The 19,665-nt window shown below is 68.6% G+C and carries 15 protein-coding genes; 13 read left to right on the top strand and 2 right to left on the bottom strand.

All coding sequences use genetic code 11. The features are described 5' to 3' along the window. Window positions 1-158 precede the first annotated feature (158 nt). The 4 genes from CFB43_RS26825 to CFB43_RS26810 all read left to right on the top strand — a co-directional run bounded on the left by CFB43_RS26825 (window position 159) and on the right by CFB43_RS26810 (window position 3,267). The gene (locus CFB43_RS26825; protein ID WP_089497274.1) at window positions 159-848 is read left to right on the top strand and encodes a DUF969 domain-containing protein; all 690 of its coding nucleotides are present in this window, start codon (window positions 159-161) and stop codon (window positions 846-848) included. Next, window positions 845-1,795 (top strand): DUF979 domain-containing protein, encoded by a 951-nt coding sequence (locus tag CFB43_RS26820; protein ID WP_089497273.1) that lies wholly within the window; start codon window positions 845-847, stop codon window positions 1,793-1,795. Before CFB43_RS26825 ends, CFB43_RS26820 begins: the two co-directional genes overlap by 4 nt. Before the next feature lie 10 nt (window positions 1,796-1,805). After that, on the top strand, window positions 1,806-2,828 hold the full coding sequence (locus tag CFB43_RS26815; protein WP_089497272.1) for a DUF2891 domain-containing protein: 1,023 nt from the start codon (window positions 1,806-1,808) through the stop codon (window positions 2,826-2,828). A gap of 115 nt (window positions 2,829-2,943) precedes the next feature. Next, window positions 2,944-3,267 (top strand): hypothetical protein, encoded by a 324-nt coding sequence (locus CFB43_RS26810; RefSeq protein ID WP_089497271.1) that lies wholly within the window; start codon window positions 2,944-2,946, stop codon window positions 3,265-3,267. A 30-nt stretch (window positions 3,268-3,297) separates the two neighbouring features. Here the strand turns inward: CFB43_RS26810 and CFB43_RS26805 are convergent, their stop codons facing one another. Continuing rightward, window positions 3,298-4,122 (bottom strand): IclR family transcriptional regulator, encoded by an 825-nt coding sequence (locus tag CFB43_RS26805; protein WP_089497270.1) that lies wholly within the window; start codon window positions 4,120-4,122, stop codon window positions 3,298-3,300. Between the two features lie 186 nt (window positions 4,123-4,308). On the opposite strand from CFB43_RS26805, the gene CFB43_RS26800 reads away from it, so the two are divergent. The 7 genes from CFB43_RS26800 to CFB43_RS26760 all read left to right on the top strand — a co-directional run bounded on the left by CFB43_RS26800 (window position 4,309) and on the right by CFB43_RS26760 (window position 15,948). Beyond that, a complete protein-coding gene (locus tag CFB43_RS26800; RefSeq protein ID WP_089497269.1) occupies window positions 4,309-5,964 on the top strand; it encodes a GMC family oxidoreductase in 1,656 nt (551 codons plus the stop codon). A 127-nt stretch (window positions 5,965-6,091) separates the two neighbouring features. After that, the gene (locus CFB43_RS26795; RefSeq protein ID WP_089497268.1) at window positions 6,092-7,396 is read left to right on the top strand and encodes an MFS transporter; all 1,305 of its coding nucleotides are present in this window, start codon (window positions 6,092-6,094) and stop codon (window positions 7,394-7,396) included. A gap of 607 nt (window positions 7,397-8,003) precedes the next feature. After that, on the top strand, window positions 8,004-9,419 hold the full coding sequence (locus CFB43_RS26785; RefSeq protein ID WP_089497266.1) for an NAD(P)/FAD-dependent oxidoreductase: 1,416 nt from the start codon (window positions 8,004-8,006) through the stop codon (window positions 9,417-9,419). 180 nt (window positions 9,420-9,599) lie between these two features. Next, window positions 9,600-11,021 (top strand): amino acid permease, encoded by a 1,422-nt coding sequence (locus tag CFB43_RS26775; protein ID WP_089497265.1) that lies wholly within the window; start codon window positions 9,600-9,602, stop codon window positions 11,019-11,021. Window positions 11,022-11,262: 241 nt separating this feature from the next. Further along, window positions 11,263-14,199: a molybdopterin oxidoreductase family protein gene (locus CFB43_RS26770; protein ID WP_089497264.1), complete on the top strand. Its 2,937-nt coding sequence runs from the start codon at window positions 11,263-11,265 to the stop codon at window positions 14,197-14,199. A 15-nt stretch (window positions 14,200-14,214) separates the two neighbouring features. Beyond that, window positions 14,215-14,961 carry a 4Fe-4S dicluster domain-containing protein gene (locus CFB43_RS26765; RefSeq protein WP_089432470.1) on the top strand — a complete coding sequence of 249 codons (747 nt, stop codon included), beginning with the start codon at window positions 14,215-14,217 and terminating at the stop codon, window positions 14,959-14,961. A gap of 39 nt (window positions 14,962-15,000) precedes the next feature. Next, window positions 15,001-15,948 carry a dimethyl sulfoxide reductase anchor subunit family protein gene (locus tag CFB43_RS26760; RefSeq protein ID WP_089497263.1) on the top strand — a complete coding sequence of 316 codons (948 nt, stop codon included), beginning with the start codon at window positions 15,001-15,003 and terminating at the stop codon, window positions 15,946-15,948. Window positions 15,949-15,980: 32 nt separating this feature from the next. On the opposite strand, the gene CFB43_RS26755 is transcribed toward CFB43_RS26760, so the two are convergent. Continuing rightward, complete coding sequence (locus tag CFB43_RS26755; RefSeq protein WP_089497262.1) at window positions 15,981-16,733, bottom strand: IclR family transcriptional regulator; 753 nt, start codon at window positions 16,731-16,733, stop codon at window positions 15,981-15,983. A 163-nt stretch (window positions 16,734-16,896) separates the two neighbouring features. On the opposite strand from CFB43_RS26755, the gene CFB43_RS26750 reads away from it, so the two are divergent. Beyond that, entirely contained in the window at window positions 16,897-17,886 is a 990-nt protein-coding gene (locus CFB43_RS26750; RefSeq protein WP_089497261.1) for an AAA family ATPase, read from the top strand. Further along, a complete protein-coding gene (locus CFB43_RS26745; protein WP_089497260.1) occupies window positions 17,883-19,604 on the top strand; it encodes a cobaltochelatase CobT-related protein in 1,722 nt (573 codons plus the stop codon). The genes CFB43_RS26750 and CFB43_RS26745 overlap by 4 nt, the downstream gene beginning before the upstream one ends. Window positions 19,605-19,665 lie beyond the last annotated feature (61 nt).

Here is a 19,665-nt window from a genome sequence, read left to right as displayed (position 1 = left end):
CGGGCACGGTGTTCACGCCGTTCAACGTTTACCCGAAGCAGCAAATTGTCGACTATTTATCGATAAAGTCTCGTGTTAGATTGCGCCGACTGAATCCGGTCGAAACCGGGCAGGCGGCGCGTTGCCAAGGCGCCGTGCATTCGACACAAGGAGGAGCAATGCTGGTGCTGATTGGGGTGCCGATCGTCGTGATCGGTTTTGCGCTGCGCTTCAATGCGCTGCTGGTGGTCACGATCGCGGGGCTCGCGACGGGGCTGGCGGGCGGGCTCAATCTCGTCGACATCGTCAGCGCGTTCGGCAAGGCGTTCACCGAAAACCGCTACATGGGGCTCATCTGGCTGACGCTGCCGGTGATCGCGCTGCTCGAGCGCAACGGGCTCAAGGAGCAGGCGAAACGGATGATCTCGCGCGTGCAGGCGGCCACCACGGGTCGTGTGCTGATGCTGTATTTCGTGCTGCGCCAGGCGACGGCCGCGCTCGGTCTCACGTCGCTCGGCGGCCATGCGCAGATGGTGCGGCCGCTGATCGCGCCGATGGCCGAGGCCGCCGCGGTCAACCGGCATGGCGAGCTGCCCGAATCGGCGCGCCAGCAGATCCGCGCGCATGCATCGGGCGCCGACAACGTCGCCGTGTTCTTCGGCGAGGACATCTTCATCGCGATCCAGTCGATCCTGCTGATCAAGGGCTTTCTTGAACAGAACGGCATCTCCATCGAGCCGCTGCATTTGTCGGTGTGGGCGATCCCGACCGCGATCGCCGCACTCGTGATCCACTGCACGCGCCTCGCGCTGCTCGACCGCCGGCTCACGCGCGGTTTCGGCCTGGTGGGGCAGGAGGGCACGCGATGATCGGCCTCGAATCGCTGTACACGCTCGCGGGGCTGATGTTCGCCGCGTTCGCCTTCTTCAACCTGACGGACCGCACGAACCCGCGCCGCATCGTCAATTTCGCGTTCTGGGCGATCTACGCGCTCACGTTCCTGTTCGGCGCGCTGCTGCCGCATTTCGTGACGGGCTGCCTTGCGATCGCGCTCGCGGTCATTGCCGGCTCGGGCAAGCTCGGGCGCGGCAAGTCCGATGAAGCCGGGGAGGCCGCGGCCGTGCGGCGCGAGACGCTCGCGCAGCGTTTCGGCAACAAGTTGTTCCTGCCCGCGCTGCTGATTCCGGTCGTCACGCTGATCGGCACGTTCGCGCTGAAGCTCGTGCCGTTCGTCGAGCAGAAGAGCGTGACGCTGATCTCGCTCGTGCTCGGCACGCTCGTCGCGTTCGCCGTCGCGCTCGCGATGCTGCGCGATTCGCCCGTGCATGCGGTGAAGGAGGCACGCCATACGATGGACGCGGTCGGCTGGGCCGCGATCCTGCCGCAGATGCTCGCGGCGCTCGGCGCGCTGTTCGCGGTCGCGGGTGTCGGCGGCGTGGTGTCGGGGCTCGTAAGGGAGTGGGTGCCGATCGATTCGCCGTTCGCGGTGGTCGCGGCCTACACGGTCGGCATGGCGCTGTTCACGATGATCATGGGCAACGGCTTTGCCGCGTTTCCCGTGATGACGGCCGGCATCGGCCTGCCGCTGATCGTCCACCAGTTCCACGGCAACCCGGCGATCGTCGGCGCGATCGGGATGCTGAGCGGCTTCTGCGGTACGCTGATGACGCCGATGGCCGCGAACTTCAACATCGTGCCGGCGGCGCTGCTCGAACTGAAGGACAAGAATGGCGTGATCAAGGTGCAGTGGCCGACGGCCTTGCTGCTGCTCGCCGTGAACACGCTGCTGATGTACGCGTTCGCATTCCGCTTCTGACGAGATCCCCATGACCGACCGACTGACCCCCGAACTCGCCTCGAAATTCGCGTCGCTCGCGCTCGCGCACCTGACCCGCGAATATCCGAACAAGCTCACGCATGCGCTCGAAGGCCCGCACGACGTGCAGGGGCCGCGCGCGTTGCACCCGATCTTCTACGGCAGCTACGACTGGCACTCGTGCGTGCACGGCTACTGGCTCGTGCTGCGCGTGCTCGAACGCTACCCGGCATTGCCGGAGGCCGAACGCATCGTCGCGATCGTCGACGCGCACTTCACCGACGCGAACGTCGCCGGCGAGCGCGCGTATCTCGCGCGGCCGCACAACGCCGGTTTCGAGCGGCCGTACGGCTGGGCGTGGCTGCTCGCGCTGTCGGCGCAACTGGAGCGGCTCGCGCTGAAGGGGGCGATGCCGCAGGCCGCGCGCTGGGCGAAGACGATGGCGCCGCTGACCGACCTGTTCGTGTCGCGCTTCGAGACCTTCCTGCCGAAAGCGACCTATCCGCTGCGCGTCGGCACGCACTTCAACACCGCGTTCGCGCTGGCGCTCACGCTCGACTTCGCGCGCGACACGCAGCGCGACGGGCTCGCGGCGCTGATCGTCGATACCGCGAAGCGCTGGCACCTGAACGATGTCGCATGCCAGGCGTGGGAGCCGTCTGGCGACGAATTCCTGTCGCCCGCGCTGATGGAGGCGGAGCTGATGCGGCGCGTGCTGCCGGCTGCCGAATTCGACGGCTGGTTCGCGCGCTTCCTGCCCGATCTCGCGCGCGGCGAACCGGCGACGCTGTTCGAGCCGGCGACGGTCAGCGACCGCAGCGACGGCAAGATCGCGCACCTCGACGGGCTGAACTTGAGCCGCGCGTGGTGCCAGCGCTCGCTGGCCGGCGCGCTGCCGGAAGGCGATGCGCGGCGCGCGAAGCTGCTCGACGCGGCCGACCGGCATCTTGCGAGCGCACTCGCGCACGTGGCTGGCGACTACATGGGCGAGCACTGGCTCGCGACGTTCGCGTTGCTCGCGCTGGAGGCGTAGCGCGCGAAACCCCGCCGGCGGCAAGGTCTTCGGCACGCGGCTATACTCGCCGCTCGGGCCGTATCGCGCAGCACGCGTTGCGCGATGCGGCCATTCGTTTCCTTGCCGCCTCGCCATGGACAAGCTCATTTCCTACGTTGCCGCGATTCACGGACTCCCGGGCCCGGTGGCGATCGTGTCGCACACGACGTCGCACGACCGCTGGACCGACGACGAGGTCGAAGTCACGCGCGACGAAACCGAATACCGCTTCGACAACGGCGCGATCGTGCGCCGCTCGGTCGAGCAGGATCGCGCGCCGTCCGACCTGCTGTGCGCGGAATGCTGGATCGACTACGACGTGCTTCGTCATCCCGATGCGCAACCGATCGGCCCGACGCGGATCACGTTCGACAACGCGTGCCGCGAGACTTTCTGGCTGCGCTACCACCTCGCGTGAACGTTTCGACGCTTTGGCGCATCACGGCAATCAACCCGGCGGCGCGCCTTCGGCCGCATGCAGCAGCGGCGCGAGCCGCGTAGCCGCTTCCCGCATCTTCGGCACGTTCTCCAGCAGGTCGTTGAGCGTCGCGCGCGCGGTCGGCGCATGCACGGCGAGCGCCGCGAGCACGCGGCCGCTTGCTGCCTCCTTCACCGGCACTGCAACCGCCACCATCCCGCGCACGAATTCCTCGTTGTCGATCCCGACGCCGCGCGCGGCGAGCCGGTCGAGCTCGGCCGCGAGCAACTGCGCATCGGTCAGTGTCCGGTAGGTCATCTTCTTCAGCGTGAGCCGCGCGAGCATCGCGTTGCGCTCCAGCGCGTTCAGCTGCGACAGGAACAGCTTGCCGCTCGCCGTGCAATGCAGCGGCACGCGCATGCCGGGCCGCATCTCGAGCCGCAACGGCTCGGTCGTCTCGACGCGTTCGACGTACAGCACCGTGTCGCCGTCGAGCGCGGTGAGGTTGCAGGTCTCGCCGAGCACGTCGACGAGCGAGCGCAGCACCGAGCGGCAGCCGCGCGTGAACGTGTTGTTCGACAGCGCCGCGAGCGCGAACTGCGCGGCACGCGGGCCGAGCGCGATGCCGCGATCGTGGCCGCGCGAGTCGGGCAGGTGGATCACGTAGCCGCGCGTTTCGAGCGATTCGATCAGGCGCAGCAGCGTCGCCTTTGGAATGTGCAGCCGCGCGGCGAGCTGCGACAGCGTGTAGGGCTGGCCGGCCGACGCGAGTGCTTCGAGCACCGCGAGCGCGCGCAGGACGCGCGCGTCGTCGGCGGGCGCGCCATCGGGCGGCGCGGGGGCGGTGTCGCGCATGTGTCTCCTCCGTCGGGATCGGCGTGCGTCCCGGGATGGTGTGTGCGAGGGAAATGAAACGAATTGAACGGTTTTTGTACCACATTCGCGGCGTGGACAATAAATCGGCTTGTACGCGTTCCGCGGGCTCAATAAATTTGGACGAAACATACCGGATTTTTTCAAAACCCCGGAACGGAGACACGAATGACACGCAGCTTCGACTATGTCGTGGTCGGCGCGGGATCGGCCGGTTGCGTCCTCGCCAACCGGCTGTCCGACGGCGGCCGCCATACGGTGTGCCTGCTGGAAGCGGGCCCCGCCGACCGCTACATGTGGATCCACGTGCCGATCGGGTACGGCAAGACGATGTTTCATCCCGTGTACAACTGGGGCTTCCACACCGATCCCGATCCGAACATGCACAACCGCCGCCTGTACTGGCCGCGCGGCCGCACGCTCGGCGGCTGCAGCTCGATCAACGGGCTGATCTACGTGCGCGGGCAGCAGCAGGACTACGACCATTGGGCCGCACTCGGCAATCGCGGCTGGAGCTGGCGCGAGTGCCTGCCGTATTTCCGCAAGCTCGAACACAACACGCTCGGCGAAGGGCCCACGCGCGGCACCGGCGGCCCGCTGTGGGCGTCCGCGATCCGGCAGCGGCACGAACTCGTCGATGCGTTCGTGGCCGCGTCGAACCGGCTCGGCGTGCGCACGGTCGACGATTTCAACACGGGCGACCAGGAAGGCGTCGGCTATTACCAGCTCACCACGCGCAACGGGCTGCGCTGCTCGACGGCGGTGGCGTACCTGAAGCCCGCGCGCGGGCGGCCGAACCTGCATGTCGAAACCGATGCGCAGGCGCTGAAGGTGCTGTTCGACGGCGCGCAGGCGGCCGGCGTGCGGTACGTCCAGCATGGCAAGGTGCACGAGGTGCGCGCGCTGCGCGAGGTGATTCTCGCGGCCGGCGCGCTGCAGTCGCCGCAACTGCTGCAGGTGTCGGGCGTCGGGCCGGCCGCGCTCCTGAACCGGCACGGGATTCCGGTCGTCGCCGATCGCGCGGGCGTCGGCGAGAACCTGCAGGATCACCTGCAGATTCGTCTGATCTACGAAGTGACGAAGCCGATCACGACCAACGACGAACTGCATTCGTGGATCGGCCGCGCGAAGATGGGGCTGCAGTGGGCGTTGCTCCGCGGCGGCCCGCTCGCGATCGGCATCAACCAGGGCGGGATGTTCTGCCGTGCGCTGCCGGACGAATCGGCGACGCCGGACATCCAGTTCCATTTCTCGACACTGTCGGCCGATTCGGCCGGCGGCAGCGTGCATCCGTTTCCCGGCTGCACGTATTCGATCTGCCAGCTGCGGCCCGAATCGCGCGGCACCGTGTGCATCCGCACCGACGATGCGCGCGACGCGCCGTCGATCCAGCCGAACTATCTCGACACCGAGCGCGACCGCCGCACGACGGTGGCCGGCGTGCGCTTTGCGCGCCGCGTCGCGGCCACCGAGCCGATGGCGCCGCTGATGAAGCGCGAGGTGCGGCCGGGCGCGGACGCGCAGACGGACGACGAACTGCTCGAGTTCTGCCGGGAATACGGGCAGACGATCTTCCATCCGTCCGGCACCGCGAAAATGGGCGTCGCGAGCGATCCGCTCGCGGTCGTCGACGAGCGGCTGCGCGTGTACGGCACGCGCGGGTTGCGCGTGGTCGACTGCTCGATCATGCCGACCCTCGTATCGGGCAACACCAACGTGCCGATCGTGATGGTCGCCGAGAAGGCGTCCGACATGATCCTCGAGGACGCGCGCGAGGCCGATCGCGGCCACAGCGTCGCGCCGGCCGCCGAGGCGCTCGCGTAGCGCGTCGCCACGCATCACTCGCGTGGCCCGTGCGCCTGCGCCCGGACGGCCGCCGCGCGTTCATCGATGCCCCCGCCGGTACGGCGTCGGGGCAGGTTGCGGCGCATCCTTACCTGGAGAAGCTCGCATGGCAATCGATTCCCGGGTCGTCCGACGCGTGGCCGCGGCCAGCGTGATCGGCGCGACCGTCGAGTGGTACGACTTTTTCCTGTACGGCGTGGTCGCCGGCATCGTGTTCGACAAGCAGTACTTTCCGGCCGGCGACGCGTTCGTGTCGACGATGCTCGCGTATGCGACGTTCGCGGTCGGCTTCATCACGCGCCCGCTCGGCGGCTTGCTGTTCGGCCATCTCGGCGACCGCGTCGGGCGCAAGTCCGCGCTGATCCTGACGATGCTGATCATGGGCGTGTCGACGGCCGGCGTCGCGTTCCTGCCGACTTATGCGCAGATCGGCATGTGGGCGCCGGTGCTGCTGCTGACGCTGCGCGTGCTGCAGGGCATCGGCCTCGGCGGCGAGTGGGGCGGCGCGGTGCTGATGGCGTACGAGTACGCGCCGCCGCACCGGCGCGGGCTGTATGCGAGCCTGCCGCAGATCGGGCTCGCGATCGGGCTGTGCCTCGCGGCCGGCGTGGTCGCGGCGCTGTCGCGTGCGCTGCCGGATGCCGCCTTTCTCGCGTGGGGCTGGCGCGTCGCGTTCGCGGCGTCGCTGCTGCTGGTCGCGGTCGGCTTCTACATCCGCACCCGCGTGGCCGATACGCCCGAGTTCGTCGCGCTCAAGCGCCAGCGGCGCGCGACGAAGCTGCCGGTCGTCGAGTTGCTCGCCAACTATCGTCGGGCGATCCTGCTCGGGATGGGCGCGCGCTATATCGACGGCGTGTTCTTCAACGTGTTCGCGGTGTTCTCGATCGGCTACATGACGCGCAACCTGTCGATCTCGCGCGGCGACGCGCTGCTCGGCGTGATGAGCGCGGCGGTCGTGATGTGCGTGTTCATCCCGGTGTTCGGCGGGCTGTCCGACCGGCTCGGCCGCGCACGCGTGTACCGGTGGGGCGCGACGCTGTGCGGGCTGTCGGTGCTGCCCGCGTTCTGGCTGTTGCAGACGCAGTCGACCCACCTGCTCGCCGTGTGGCTCGCGCTGGTGATCCCGTTCGGGATCTTCTACGCGATGGCGTACGGGCCGGAGGCCGCGCTGTTCGCGGAGCTGTTCGACGCGAACGTGCGTTACACGGGCATCTCGTTCGTCTACCAGGTGTCGGGCATCTTCGCGAGCGGGCTCACGCCGATCGTCGCGACCGCGCTGCTGCGCGTGAACGGCGGGGCGCCGTGGCTCGTCGGGGTTTACGTGATGTTGTCTGCACTCCTGTCGATCGTGTCCGCGCGGGCGATCGAGAAGCGCGGCGGCGTGGACGGCGTCGCGGTGCGCGCGATGTGACGGCGGGTGGGGTGGGGGGCCGGGTCGTATCGGCGGTGCGGTCGTCGGTCGGTGCCGTGCCCATACCCGAGTCCACGGCCACCGCCACGGCCACGCCGACGCCCATGCCTATGCCTATGCCGTGCCTCTGACCCTTGCCGTCAGCCGGTCGTCCGATGCTGCCGGCTGTTCGGTCTCCCGGTGGCGTCAGGCCCACGCTGTGCACCCCTGCCGATTGCGACCCACACCGTCTGCCCGCTGTTGCTCGCCATCCGGCGTCCCGGTCGCTCGGCGGCGTCGCGCCCGCGCCGCTGATCCTTTTTGACCGTCACGGTCCCCCTCTCGCCCGCTGCCGCACGCCGTTCGCCGCCCCCGTGCTGGTCCAAGCGAATCCGGCCCACTGGCCCTACCTGCGACAAATCGGCCTGCCTACACTTTCCTCGACAGATCGCCGCATTGAAGCATCTGCACACGATCGACCCGAAGAGAACGATCAGGAGACAGGCATGACCAACAGGCAGTCGGCAGCATTCGCCCGTGCGGCGAGCGCGCGCCCCGCATCAGTCAGTCGAATCGCCTCGTGCGCCCGTTGCGGCGCGGCAGGCCAGCCCGCGTCGGAGGTCTGAGCATGTCGACCCCTTCCATCGAACGCACCACGAGCGGCTTCGCCGGCGGCCGGCCGAACGATACGCGTTACGACCCGACCTACGATCCGCTCGTGTCGCCGGGGCCCGGGTGCGGCAGGCAGTACGCGCCGACCTACTGGGTCGCGACGGCCGGCACCCCGCCGCCCGACGACGGCCCCGTGACGCGCGATCTCGATGTCGACGTCGCGATCATCGGCGCCGGCTACACGGGCCTCGCGACCGCGCTGTGCCTCGCGCGGGACCACGGCATCAAGGCCGTCGTGCTGGAAGCCAACCGCACGAGCTGGGGCTGCAGCAGCCGCAACGGCGGGCAGGGGCAGAACGCATCGGGCCGGCTGTCGCGCTCGCAGTGGATCGAGCGCTGGGGCAAGGACGTCGCGCTGAAGATGCACGACGAGATCCTCGAAGGCTTCGAGCACTTCAAGTCGCTTGTCGCGGAAATCGACTGCGACCCGCAGCCGGGCGGCCATTTCCTGATCGCGCATCGTCCGCGCATCATGGCCAAGCTCGCGGCCGAGGCGAAGGTGTGGAAGGACGTGTTCGGCTATCCGTCCGAGCTGCTGAGCGCGGAAACCTTCCGCCGCGAATTCATCAACGACCACGAAGCGGCCGGCGCGCTGCACGAGCCGGAAGGCATCGGCATCCACGCGCTGAAGCTCGCGTTCGGCTATCTGCGCCTCGCGCGCGAAGCCGGCGCGAAGGTGCATACGAGCAGCCCGGTGCTCGGCTTCGAGACGATCGACGGCGTGCATCACCTGCGCACGCCCGGCGGCGTCGTGCGGGCCCGGGCGGTGGGCATCGCAACCGGCGCGTACACCGCGCAGACGCTGCATCCGTCGCTGCGCAGCAAGGTGATGCCGATCCTGTCGAACTCGATGGTCACGCGCCCGCTCACCGACGCGGAGATCGACGCATGCAATTTCCGCACGACACAGGTGCTGACCGATACGCGCACGCTGCGTTTCTACTACCGCTTCCTGCCGGATCGCCGCTTGCAGATCGGCAGCCGCAGCGCGATCACCGGGGACGATGCGCCGAACCCGCGTCACTTCGAATTGCTGAAGGAAGGGATGGCGCGCAAGTTTCCCGCGCTGCGCGGCGTGGAGATCGACTATTCGTGGTGGGGCTGGGTCGACGTGAGCCACGACATGATGCCGCGCGTGTGCCAGCCCGACCCGCGGCAGTCGGTGTACTACGCGCTCGGCTACGGCGGCAACGGCGTGTCGTACTCGCAGCAGGCCGGCCGCCGGCTGGCCGAGCAGATCGCGGGGAAGGGCGCCCGCCAGACGCTGCCGATCTTCACGTCCCCGCTGCCTGGCCACCCGTTCGCGCCGTTCCGGCGCCTCGGGCAACGGATGCTCTACCTGTCTTACTTCAGGAACGACGAAAAGCCCTGAACGTAGTGCATATCGCCCGGCGTGACACAACGCGCGCCGGGCGGTCGAACACAATAAAAGCAATAGAAATCCGTGCGGCCGGGGCGGCAGGCGCCCCTGCACGCGCCGTCGCCGGCGGCGCCCGCGCTCACCCGATGGTGGCGAGCGGGCGGCGCCCGGACAACTGGATATGGAGAAGACATGCAACCCTCGAATCAGAGTGACCTGAAGTGTGGGCTCAAGCAGCGCCACATGACGATGATCGCGCTTGGCGGCGTGATCGGTGCCGGGCTGTTCGTCGGCAGCGGCGTGGTGATTCAGCAGACCGGGCCGGCCGCGATCCTGTCGTTCCTGATCACGGGCGGGCTCGTCGTGCTCGTGATGCGGATGCTCGGCGAGATGGCATGCGCGATGCCGGCCGTCGGTTCGTTCTACGAATACGCGCGGCTCGCGTTCGGCAACTGGCGCGGGCCCGGCAAGATGGCGGGCTTCCTGACCGGCTGGATGTACTGGTATTTCTGGGTGATCGTCGTCGCGCTCGAAGCGGTGGCGGGCGCGAAGCTGATCCAGTTCTGGCTACCCGATACGCCCGCGTGGATCATCAGCCTCGCGCTGCTGGTCGTGCTGACGCTCACGAACCTGATCTCGGTCGGCAGCTACGGCGAGTTCGAGTTCTGGTTCTCGTCGATCAAGGTCGGCGCGATCATCGTGTTCCTGTTCCTCGGCGGCCTCTACGTGCTCGGCCTGTGGCCCGCGTCGATGCACACGACGTCGGTGCTGCCGACGCTGCTCGGCCACGGCGGCTTCATGCCGCTCGGCATCGGGCCGGTGATGAGCGGGGCGGTCGCGGCGACCGGCTTCTACTTCGGCGCCGAGATCGTCACGATCGCGGCGGCCGAGGCGAAGGAACCGGCGAAAGCGGTCGCCAAGGCCACCAACTCGGTGATCACGCGCGTGCTGGTGTTCTACGTCGGCTCGGTGGCGCTCGTCGTCGCGCTGGTGCCGTGGAATTCGCATCAGATGGCCACGCCGTACGTGAGCGCGCTCGAAGTGATGGGCCTGCCCGCTGCCGCCAACGTGATGAATGCGATCGTGCTGACGGCGGTGCTGTCCGCGCTCAACTCGGGCCTCTATGCGGCGTCGCGGATGCTGTTCGCGCTGACCCGCCACGGCGACGCGCCGGCCGCGCTCGCGAAGGTCAACAAGCGCGGCGTGCCGGTGCGCGCGATCCTGCTCGGCACGGTGTTCGGTTACGTGTCGGTGGTGATGTCGTACGTGTCGCCCGATACCGTGTTCGCGTTCCTCGTCAATTCGTACGGCACCGTCGCGCTGTTCGTGTACGTGCTGATCGCGTTCTCGCAACTGCGCCTGCGCAAGCGCCTCGACCCGGTGGCCGCCAGCAAGCTGCGCGTCAGGATGTGGGCGTATCCGTACCTCACCTGGGTCGCGATCACCGGCATGGTCGGCATCCTCGTCGCGATGGCGTTCATCCCCGACCAGCGCAAGCCGCTGTGGCTCGGTGTCGCCAGCCTCGGCGTACTGGTCGTCGCCTACGGGCTCACGCGCCGCAGCCGCCGCGAGCCTCTCGACGACAGCGAACTGCTCGCCTATCCGCCGCGGTGATGCACGGTAATGCGCGGTAACGCCTGACGCCGAATGCCCGGCCCGCGTGCCGGGCCTTCGTGCATGCGGATGCCGGCCCGAGCCGATTGATCGCCGGAGCAACTATCGGGACGACCGATAGCATCGATCAGAGGATGCGACTTTATGTCGGCCGCGTGCCGGCATAGCATGCATGAACCGATTCACGGGTGCGCCCCGCCGGGCGCGCCCTCATCCGCGAATCCGCGAACGAGGACAGACGATGGAACATCGGGCACGCGAGCGGGACGAGCAGGCCGAGATCAAGACGACGACGTGCTACATGTGCGCGTGCCGCTGCGGCATCCGCGTGCACCTGCGCGACGGCGAGGTGCGCTATATCGACGGCAATCCCGCGCATCCGCTGAACCAGGGCGTCATCTGCGCGAAAGGTTCGTCGGGAATCATGAAGCAGTATTCGCCCGCGCGGCTCACGCAGCCGCTGATGCGCAAGCCGGGCGCCGAGCGTGGCGATGCGCAGTTCGAGCCGGTGTCGTGGGACGTCGCGTTCGACGTGCTCGAAAAGCGTCTCGCGCACCTGCGCGCCACCGACCCGAAGCGCTTCGCGCTGTTCACCGGCCGCGACCAGATGCAGGCGCTCACCGGCCTGTTCGCGAAACAGTTCGGTACGCCGAACTATGCGGCGCATGGCGGGTTCTGCTCGGCGAACATGGCGGCCGGGATGATCTACACGATCGGCGGCTCGTTCTGGGAATTCGGCGGCCCCGATCTCGACAACGCGAAGCTGTTCTTCATGATCGGCACCGCCGAGGACCACCATTCGAATCCGCTGAAGATCGCGCTCGGCAAGTTCAAGCGCGCGGGCGGGCGCTTCATCGCGATCAATCCGGTGCGCACCGGCTACGCGGCGATTGCCGACGAATGGATTCCGATTCGCCCCGGTACCGACGGCGCGCTGTTCATGGCGCTGATGCACGAGCTGATCGCGCGCGACGCATTCGACCACGAATTCGTGTCGCGCTTCACGAACGCGGCGGAGCTGGTCGACCAGCGCGACGGCGCCGACACGTTCGGGCTGTTCGTGCGCGACGCCGGCGCGCCGGAGGTCAACGCGCTGTATCCGCAGAACCGGATGTGGTGGGACACGAAGACGAACCGCGCGGTGCTGCATCACACGGAAGGCGCCGAGCCTGCACTCGACGGCCGCTATACGCTCGACGACGGCACGCCCGTCGCGCCGTCGTTCACGCTGCTGCGCGAGCAGGTGGCCGATTGCACGCCCGAATGGGCGGCCGACATCACCGGCATCGCGGCCGACACGATCCGCCGCCTGGCGCGCGAGATGGAGACGGTCGCGCGCGACCACGCGATCGCGCTGCCGGTGCGCTGGACGGATTCGTGGGGCAAGGAACACGAATCGGTGAAGGGCGTGCCGATCGCGTTCCATGCGATGCGCGGGCTCGCCGCGCATTCGAACGGCTTCCAGACGATCCGCGCGCTTGCCGTGCTGATGTCGCTGCTCGGCACGATCGACCGGCCGGGCGGCTTCCGGCACAAGGCGCCGTATCCGCGCGCGGTGCCGCCATCGGCGAAACCGCCGAACGACCCGGCGCAGATCAAGCCGAACACGCCGCTCGCCACCGGCCCGCTCGGCTGGCCCGCCGGCCCCGAGGATCTGTTCGTCCATCCGGACGGCACGCCCGCGCGGCTCGACAAGGCGTTCTCGTGGGAATACCCGCTCGCGGTGCACGGGCTCATGCATTCGGTGATCACCAATGCGTGGCGCGGCGATCCCTATCCGATCGACACGCTGCTGATCTTCATGGCCAACATGGCGTGGAATTCGTCGATGAACACGACGGAAGTGCGCAAGATGCTGGTCGACAAGCGCGACGACGGCGAATACCGGATCCCGTTCCTCGTCGTGTGCGATGCGTTCGCGTCGGAGATGACGGCGTTCGCCGACCTGATCCTGCCCGACACGACTTACCTCGAGCGGCACGATGTGATGTCGGTGCTCGACCGGCCGATCTCCGAATTCGACGGGCCGGTCGACTCGGTGCGCGTGCCCGTGGTGCCGCCGACCGGTGAATGCAAGCCGTTCCAGGAAGTGCTGATCGAGCTCGCGAGCCGGCTGAAGTTTCCGGCCTTCACGACCGCGGATGGGCGGCGCAAGTACCGCGACTATCCGGATTTCGTCATCAACTTCCAGACCGCGCCCGATTCCGGCACCGGCTTCCTGATCGGCTGGCGCGGCAAGGACGGCGACAAGGCCGTCGTCGGCGAGCCGAACCCCGAGCAATGGAAGCGCTACGCGGAGAACAACTGCGTGTACCACCACCGGTTGCCGGAGCCGCTGCAGTACATGCGCAACTGCAACGGGCCGTACATGCAGTGGGCGGTCGACAACGGGATGCGCAAGTTCGGCGTGCCGATCGTGATCCAGCTCTACTCGGACGTGATGCAGAAATTCCGGCTCGCCGCGCAGGGCCGCACATCGGGCCGCCAGCCGCCCGACCATCTGCGCGAGCGCATCGCGCGCTATTTCGATCCGCTGCCGTTCTGGCATCGCTCGCTCGAAAGCGGGCTGACCGATGCGGGCCGCTATCCGCTCGCGGCGATCACGCAGCGGCCGATGGCGATGTACCACTCGTGGGATTCGCAGAACGCGTGGCTGCGCCAGATCCACGGCGAGAACCACCTGTTCGTGAACCCGGTCACGGCCGCCGCCCAGCAGATCGACGACGGCGCGTGGATCTACGTCGAATCGCCGTGGGGCAAGGTGCGTTGCCGTGCGCGCTACAGCGAGGCGGTCGAGCCCGGCACCGTGTGGACCTGGAACGCGATCGGCAAGGCGGCCGGCGCGTGGAACCTGGGGCCGCAGGCGGGCGAATCGCAGCGCGGCTTCCTGTTGAACCACGTGATCACCGACGAGCTGCCGGATGCGGCGCGCGGCGGTGCGCGGATGTCGAACTCCGATCCGGTCACGGGGCAGGCCGGCTGGTACGACGTGCAGGTGCGGATCTATCCGGCCGAAGCCGATGCGGCGACGACCTTGCCGCAGTTCGCGCCGATGCCGGCGCTGCCGGGCACGCCGCGCGTGCTGCAGCGCGTGCAGGCGTATTTCGCGGGAACCGGCGCATTCGCCGCGCGGTTGCGGCGCGCGGCGTCCGCCGGCCCGAAGTCTGAAGATCGCTGATCGAAGGAGCACCCCATGACCCAGATGGCCCTCGTCATCGACCTGAACGTGTGCGTCGGCTGCCATGCCTGCGTGACGAGCTGCAAGGAATGGAACACGTCGGGCGAAGCCGGCAGTCTCGCGGATATGCGCCCGTACGACGACGATCCGTCCGGCACGTTCTTCAACCGCGTGCAGACCTACGAAGCGGGCGTGTTCCCGATGACCGACACGATTCACTTCCCGAAGTCGTGCCTGCACTGCGAGGATCCGCCATGCGTGCCGGTATGTCCGACCGGCGCGAGCTACAAGCGCAAGTCGGACGGTATCGTGCTGGTCGACTACGACAAGTGCATCGGCTGCAAGTACTGCGCGTGGGCATGCCCGTACGGTGCGCGCGAGCTCGACGAAGGCCGCAAGGAGATGACGAAGTGCACGCTGTGCGCGGACCGCATCGACAACCAGGCGTTGCCCGAGCGTGACCGCAAGCCGGCCTGCGTGCTCGCGTGCCCGACGTCGGCGCGGCTGTTCGGCGACGTGCACGATCCGGAGTCGGACGTGTCGCGCGCGATCCGCGAACGCGGCGGCTATCAGCTGATGCCCGAATGGGGCACGCGGCCGTCGAACCACTACCTGCCGCGCGTGAAGACCGAAGCCTCGTGCGGGTGCGGGAGTAGCGGCGGGTGCGGCAGTGCATCGAACGGCATCGGCGAAGACGATTCATTCGAGGCCCGCGCGGCACGCGGCGACATCGATCTCGTGTCGCTCGCGACGCAGCGCTGAACGCCAAGCCCTTCACTCATACGAAAAACCGGAGTCCCCATGCGCCCAGCCTTTTCGGTCGTTTTCCTCACCACCCTGTGCGGTGCGGCACAGGGTCTGTTGCTGACGCTCGTGATCGTCGAGACGCTGGCGCGCGCGGCAGGCGTCGATATCGCCGCGTCGTTCTACGTGACGGGCGCCGCGCTGTCGGTCGCGCTCGGCGCGCTCGGCCTGTTGGCGTCGTTCTTCCATCTCGGCCACCCCGAACGCGCGTGGCGTGCGATCGCGATGTGGCGCACGTCGTGGCTGTCACGCGAATGCATCGCGCTGCCGGTGTTTCTCGCCTGCGCATTCGCGTATGGCGCGGCGCACCTGCTCGGCTGGCCCGGCACGTTGCTGATCGGCGCGGTGGGCGCGCTTGCAAGCGTCGCGCTGTTCGTGTGCACCGCGATGATCTACGCGTGCCTGCGCTTCCTGCAGGAATGGGCAAGCCCGCTGACGCTCGTGAACTTCGTGCTGCTCGGCTGCGCGTCAGGCTGCACGCTGGCGACGGCGTGCGCCGCGTGGCTCGCGCCGGCGCTGGTCGGCCGGCTTGCGGTGGCCGCCTGCGTGCTGACGCTCGCGGGCGGCGCGACACGGCTCGCGTCGCTCGCGCGCAATGCGCGGCTGCGGCCGAAGTCGACCGTGCAGAGCGCGACCGGGATCCGCAGCGACAAGGTCGAACAGAAATCGCGCGGCTTCACGGCCAGCGCGTTCAATACGCGGGAGTTCTTTCACGGGCAGGGCAACGGCACGTTGCGCGCGGTGAAGGCCGGCTTCCTGATCGGCGCATTCGCGGTGCCGTTCGTGCTGACCGGCGCGGGCGCGCTCGCGCCGACGTCGGTCGCGGCCGCCGTCGCGCTCGGCGCGGCGTTCGTGATCCAGTACGCGGGGCTGGTCGCGGAACGCTGGTTCTTCTTCGCGGATGCGCGCCATCCGCAGAACCTCTACTACCAGCGCGCGTCATGACGTTGCGCGTGCGCCGCCACGCCGCGCGGGAACTAGAACGTTTCCGCGAGCGCGCGCGCCGCTTCCTGCAAACGCGGCACGTGGTCGAGCAGCTGCGACAGCGGTGCGCGCGACACGGGCGCATGCACGGCGACCGCGGCGATGCACGCGCCGTCGTCGCCGACGATCGGCGCCGCGATGCACACGATGCCCGCGACGAATTCCTCGTTGTCGATCGCGACGCCCTTGTGCGCGGTGCGGTCGAGTTCGGCTTCGAGCAGCTCGGGGTCGGAGATCGTGTTCGGCGTGTAGTGCGGCAGCGCCAGTGCGCGTACCAGCGCGGTGCGTTCGTCGCGCGGCAGCAGCGCGAGCAGCAGCTTGCCGCTGGCGCTGCAGTGCGCGGGCACGCGCGAGCCCGGTTTCAGGTCGAGCCGCAGCGGCCAGTCGGCTTCGACGCGGTCGAGATAGACGACTTCCGTGTCGTGCAGCGCGGTGAGGTTGCAGGTTTCGCCGAGATCGGCGACGAGCCGTTCGAGGATCGCGTGGCGCAGCCGGCGCGCGCCCGCATGCAGCATCACGCCGGTGCCGAGCCGCGCGAGGCGCGGGCCGATCGCATACGCGTTCTTGCGGCCCGGCTCGCGGATCACGAGGCCGCCGGCTTCGAGCGACGCGAGCATCCGGTGCAGCGACGCCTTCGGGAGATCGACTTCCCGCACGAGATCGGCGAGCGACACGGCGTCGCCGGCCTGGACGAGATGTTCGAGCAGCGCGAAGGCGCGCAGCGTGGGCGTATCCGCGGGCAGCATGGCAGGCATTCCGGAAACTGGATGGCGGCCATTGTGCCGAACGGCCGGGCAGGCCGGCCGCGCGGGGCGGTGGGCGCGGCAATCCGGCACGCATTTTCAGCGATGGAACGAATCGTTCCATAAATGCGGCCAGCAACGACAGCAACGACAGGAGCGCAACGCAATGGATGGGGTGGCGAACAAGCCGGACTGCATGGTGTCGGTCCGCGAACGGTTCGGGTTCGATTCGGACCTGACGGTGCCCGCGTTCAGCACGCGCGACGACCACGTACCCGATATCGACGACGCATACCGTTTCAACCCGGACGTCACGCTCGCGATCCTCGCGGGCTTCGCGCGTAACCGCCGCGTGCTCGTGCAGGGGATGCACGGCACCGGCAAGTCGACGCATATCGAACAGGTCGCGGCACGGCTGAACTGGCCGTGCGTGCGCGTGAACCTCGACGGCCACATCAGCCGGCTCGATCTGGTCGGCAAGGATGCGATCGTCGTGCGCGACGACGTGCAGGTGACCGAATTCCAGGAAGGGATCGTGCCGTGGGCACTGCAGCGCCCGGTCGCGCTGATCTTCGACGAATACGACGCGGGGCGGCCCGACGTGATGTTCGTGATCCAGCGGATACTGGAGCGCGACGGCAAGTTCACGCTGCTCGACCAGAACCGCGTGCTTCATCCGCATCCGGCGTTCAGGCTGTTCGCGACCGCGAACACGGTCGGGCTCGGCAACCTGAACGGGCTCTACCACGGCACGCAGATGCTCAACCACGCGCAGATGGACCGCTGGAACGTGGTCGCGACGCTCGACTACCTGCCGCGCGACGAGGAGATCGGCATCGTGCGGGCGCGCGTGCCGGAACTCGCGGACGAAGCCGGCCGCCCGCTGCTTGAATCGATGGTGAGCCTCGCGGAGCTGACGCGCAACGGCTTCGCGACCGGCGACCTGTCGACGCTGATGTCGCCGCGCACGGTGATCAACTGGGCCGAGAACTGCCAGATCTTCCGCGATCCGGCGCTCGCGTTCCGGCTCACGTTCCTGAACAAGTGCGACGACGCCGAACGGCCGGTCGTCGCCGAGTATTACCAGCGCTGTTTCGGCGAGGGGCTGGCGGTTGCGTCGCGGGCCGGCGGCGGCGAGCCGGGGGCAGGGCGGTGAGCGCCGATCGCGACGCCGCGCGCCGCGCGTCGGCGCGCGAAGCGCTGGGCGCGTCGACGGTACGCGCGCTGACACGCGACGCCGCATTGCATTACCGGGCGGGCCGCGTGTGCCGCGACTTGCGGCCGTTGCCGATCCATGCGCCGCACCTGCGCACGCAGGCCGCCGACGACGATCTCACGTCATGGCGCGGCGCGGCCGACGGCGTCGCGCTGCGCATCCTGCATTCGGATGCGGACCTGCATCGCGCGTTGTCCGGCGACGATCTGGTCGAACGCGTGCTGTTCGAGATGCTCGAGCAACTGCGCTGCGAATCGCTCGCGCCGCCCGCCATGCGCGGTGTCGTGCAGAACCTGCGTCATCGCTTCGAGTCCTGGTCACGCGCGTTTCATCGATCGGGTCAGGCCGATACGCATGTCGGGATTCTCGTGTACACCGTCGCGCAGATCGCGTGGTCGCGGCTGACGGGCTGGCCCGTGCTCGAAGAGACGGAAGACCTGATCGAAGCGTCGCGCGCGGCGATCGTGCCCGAGATCGGCGTGCAGCTTGCCGGGCTCAAGCGCTGCCGGCACGATCAGCGGGCCTTCGCGGAACACGCGCTGACGCTCGCGAAATGCATTGCGGCGATGATCCGAGATGCGCGTGCAGCCGTCGCGGAAACGGCGACGGAAGACGCGCGCGAGCAGGACGACGCACTGACGAATTTCTCGCTGTGGGTCGACTTCGACGAAACGGGCATCGACCTGCCGGCGCTCGTGGAGACGGGCGACAGCGTCGTGCTGCAGGGCGGCGATGCCGTCTATCGTGCCTATACGACGCGCTACGACCGCGAGCTTCGACCGGCCGCGCAGATCCGCACGGCACTGCTGCGCGAGTACCGCGACCGGCTCGACGCCCAGGTTGCCGCGCAGCGGATCAACGTCACGCGGCTCGCACGTGTGCTGCGCGCGGCGCTCGTCGTGCCGCAGGCCGACGGCTGGTCGTTCGGCGAGGAGCATGGCCGTCTCGACGGCCGCCGGCTCGCGCAACTCGTCAGCTCGCCGGCTGAACGTCGGCTGTTCCGGCTCGAACGCGTGCGGCCGCATGCCGACTGCGCGCTCGCGTTCCTGATCGACTGCTCGGGGTCGATGAAGACGTGGATCGACGGCGTCGCGCTGATGGTCGACACGCTGGCCCGCGCGGGCGATGCCGCCGGTCTCGCAACCGAAGTGCTGGGCTTCACGACGCTCGCCTGGAACGGCGGGCGCGCGCGGCAGGACTGGCTCGCGCGCGGCAAGCCGCGTCATCCGGGCCGGCTCAACGAAACCGGCCACCTGGTGTTCAAGGACGCGGATACCCGCTGGCGGCATGCGCGCACGGGCATTGCCGCGCTGTTCAAGGCCGATCTGTTCCGCGAAGGGGTGGATGGCGAAGCGGTCGAATGGGCGTGCGCGCGGCTCGCGGCGCGGCCCGAGGCGCGCAAGATCCTCGTCGTGATCTCGGACGGCAGCCCGATGGACGGCGCGACGGCGCTCGCGAACGATCCGTTCTACCTCGACAACCATCTGAAGCAGGTCGTTGCGCGCCAGGAGTCGGCGGGCCGCGTCGAAGTGCTAGGGTTGGGCGTCGGGCTCGATCTCGGCCCGTATTATCGGCACCGGCTCGCGATCGATCTCGCGTCGGCGCCCGATATGAAGCGGCTCGTCGAAATCGTCGGATGGATCGGCGCGCGGCGGTGACGCGGGCGACTGCGTTCGACTCGGATGCGTCGAGCCCGAATCGATTGCCGGGACCAAGGCG

Origin of the sequence: Burkholderia sp. AU15512, assembly GCF_002223325.1 — a bacterium.
Classification (GTDB): Bacteria; Pseudomonadota; Gammaproteobacteria; order Burkholderiales; family Burkholderiaceae; genus Burkholderia.
This window is presented reverse-complemented; position numbering and strand designations above follow the sequence as displayed.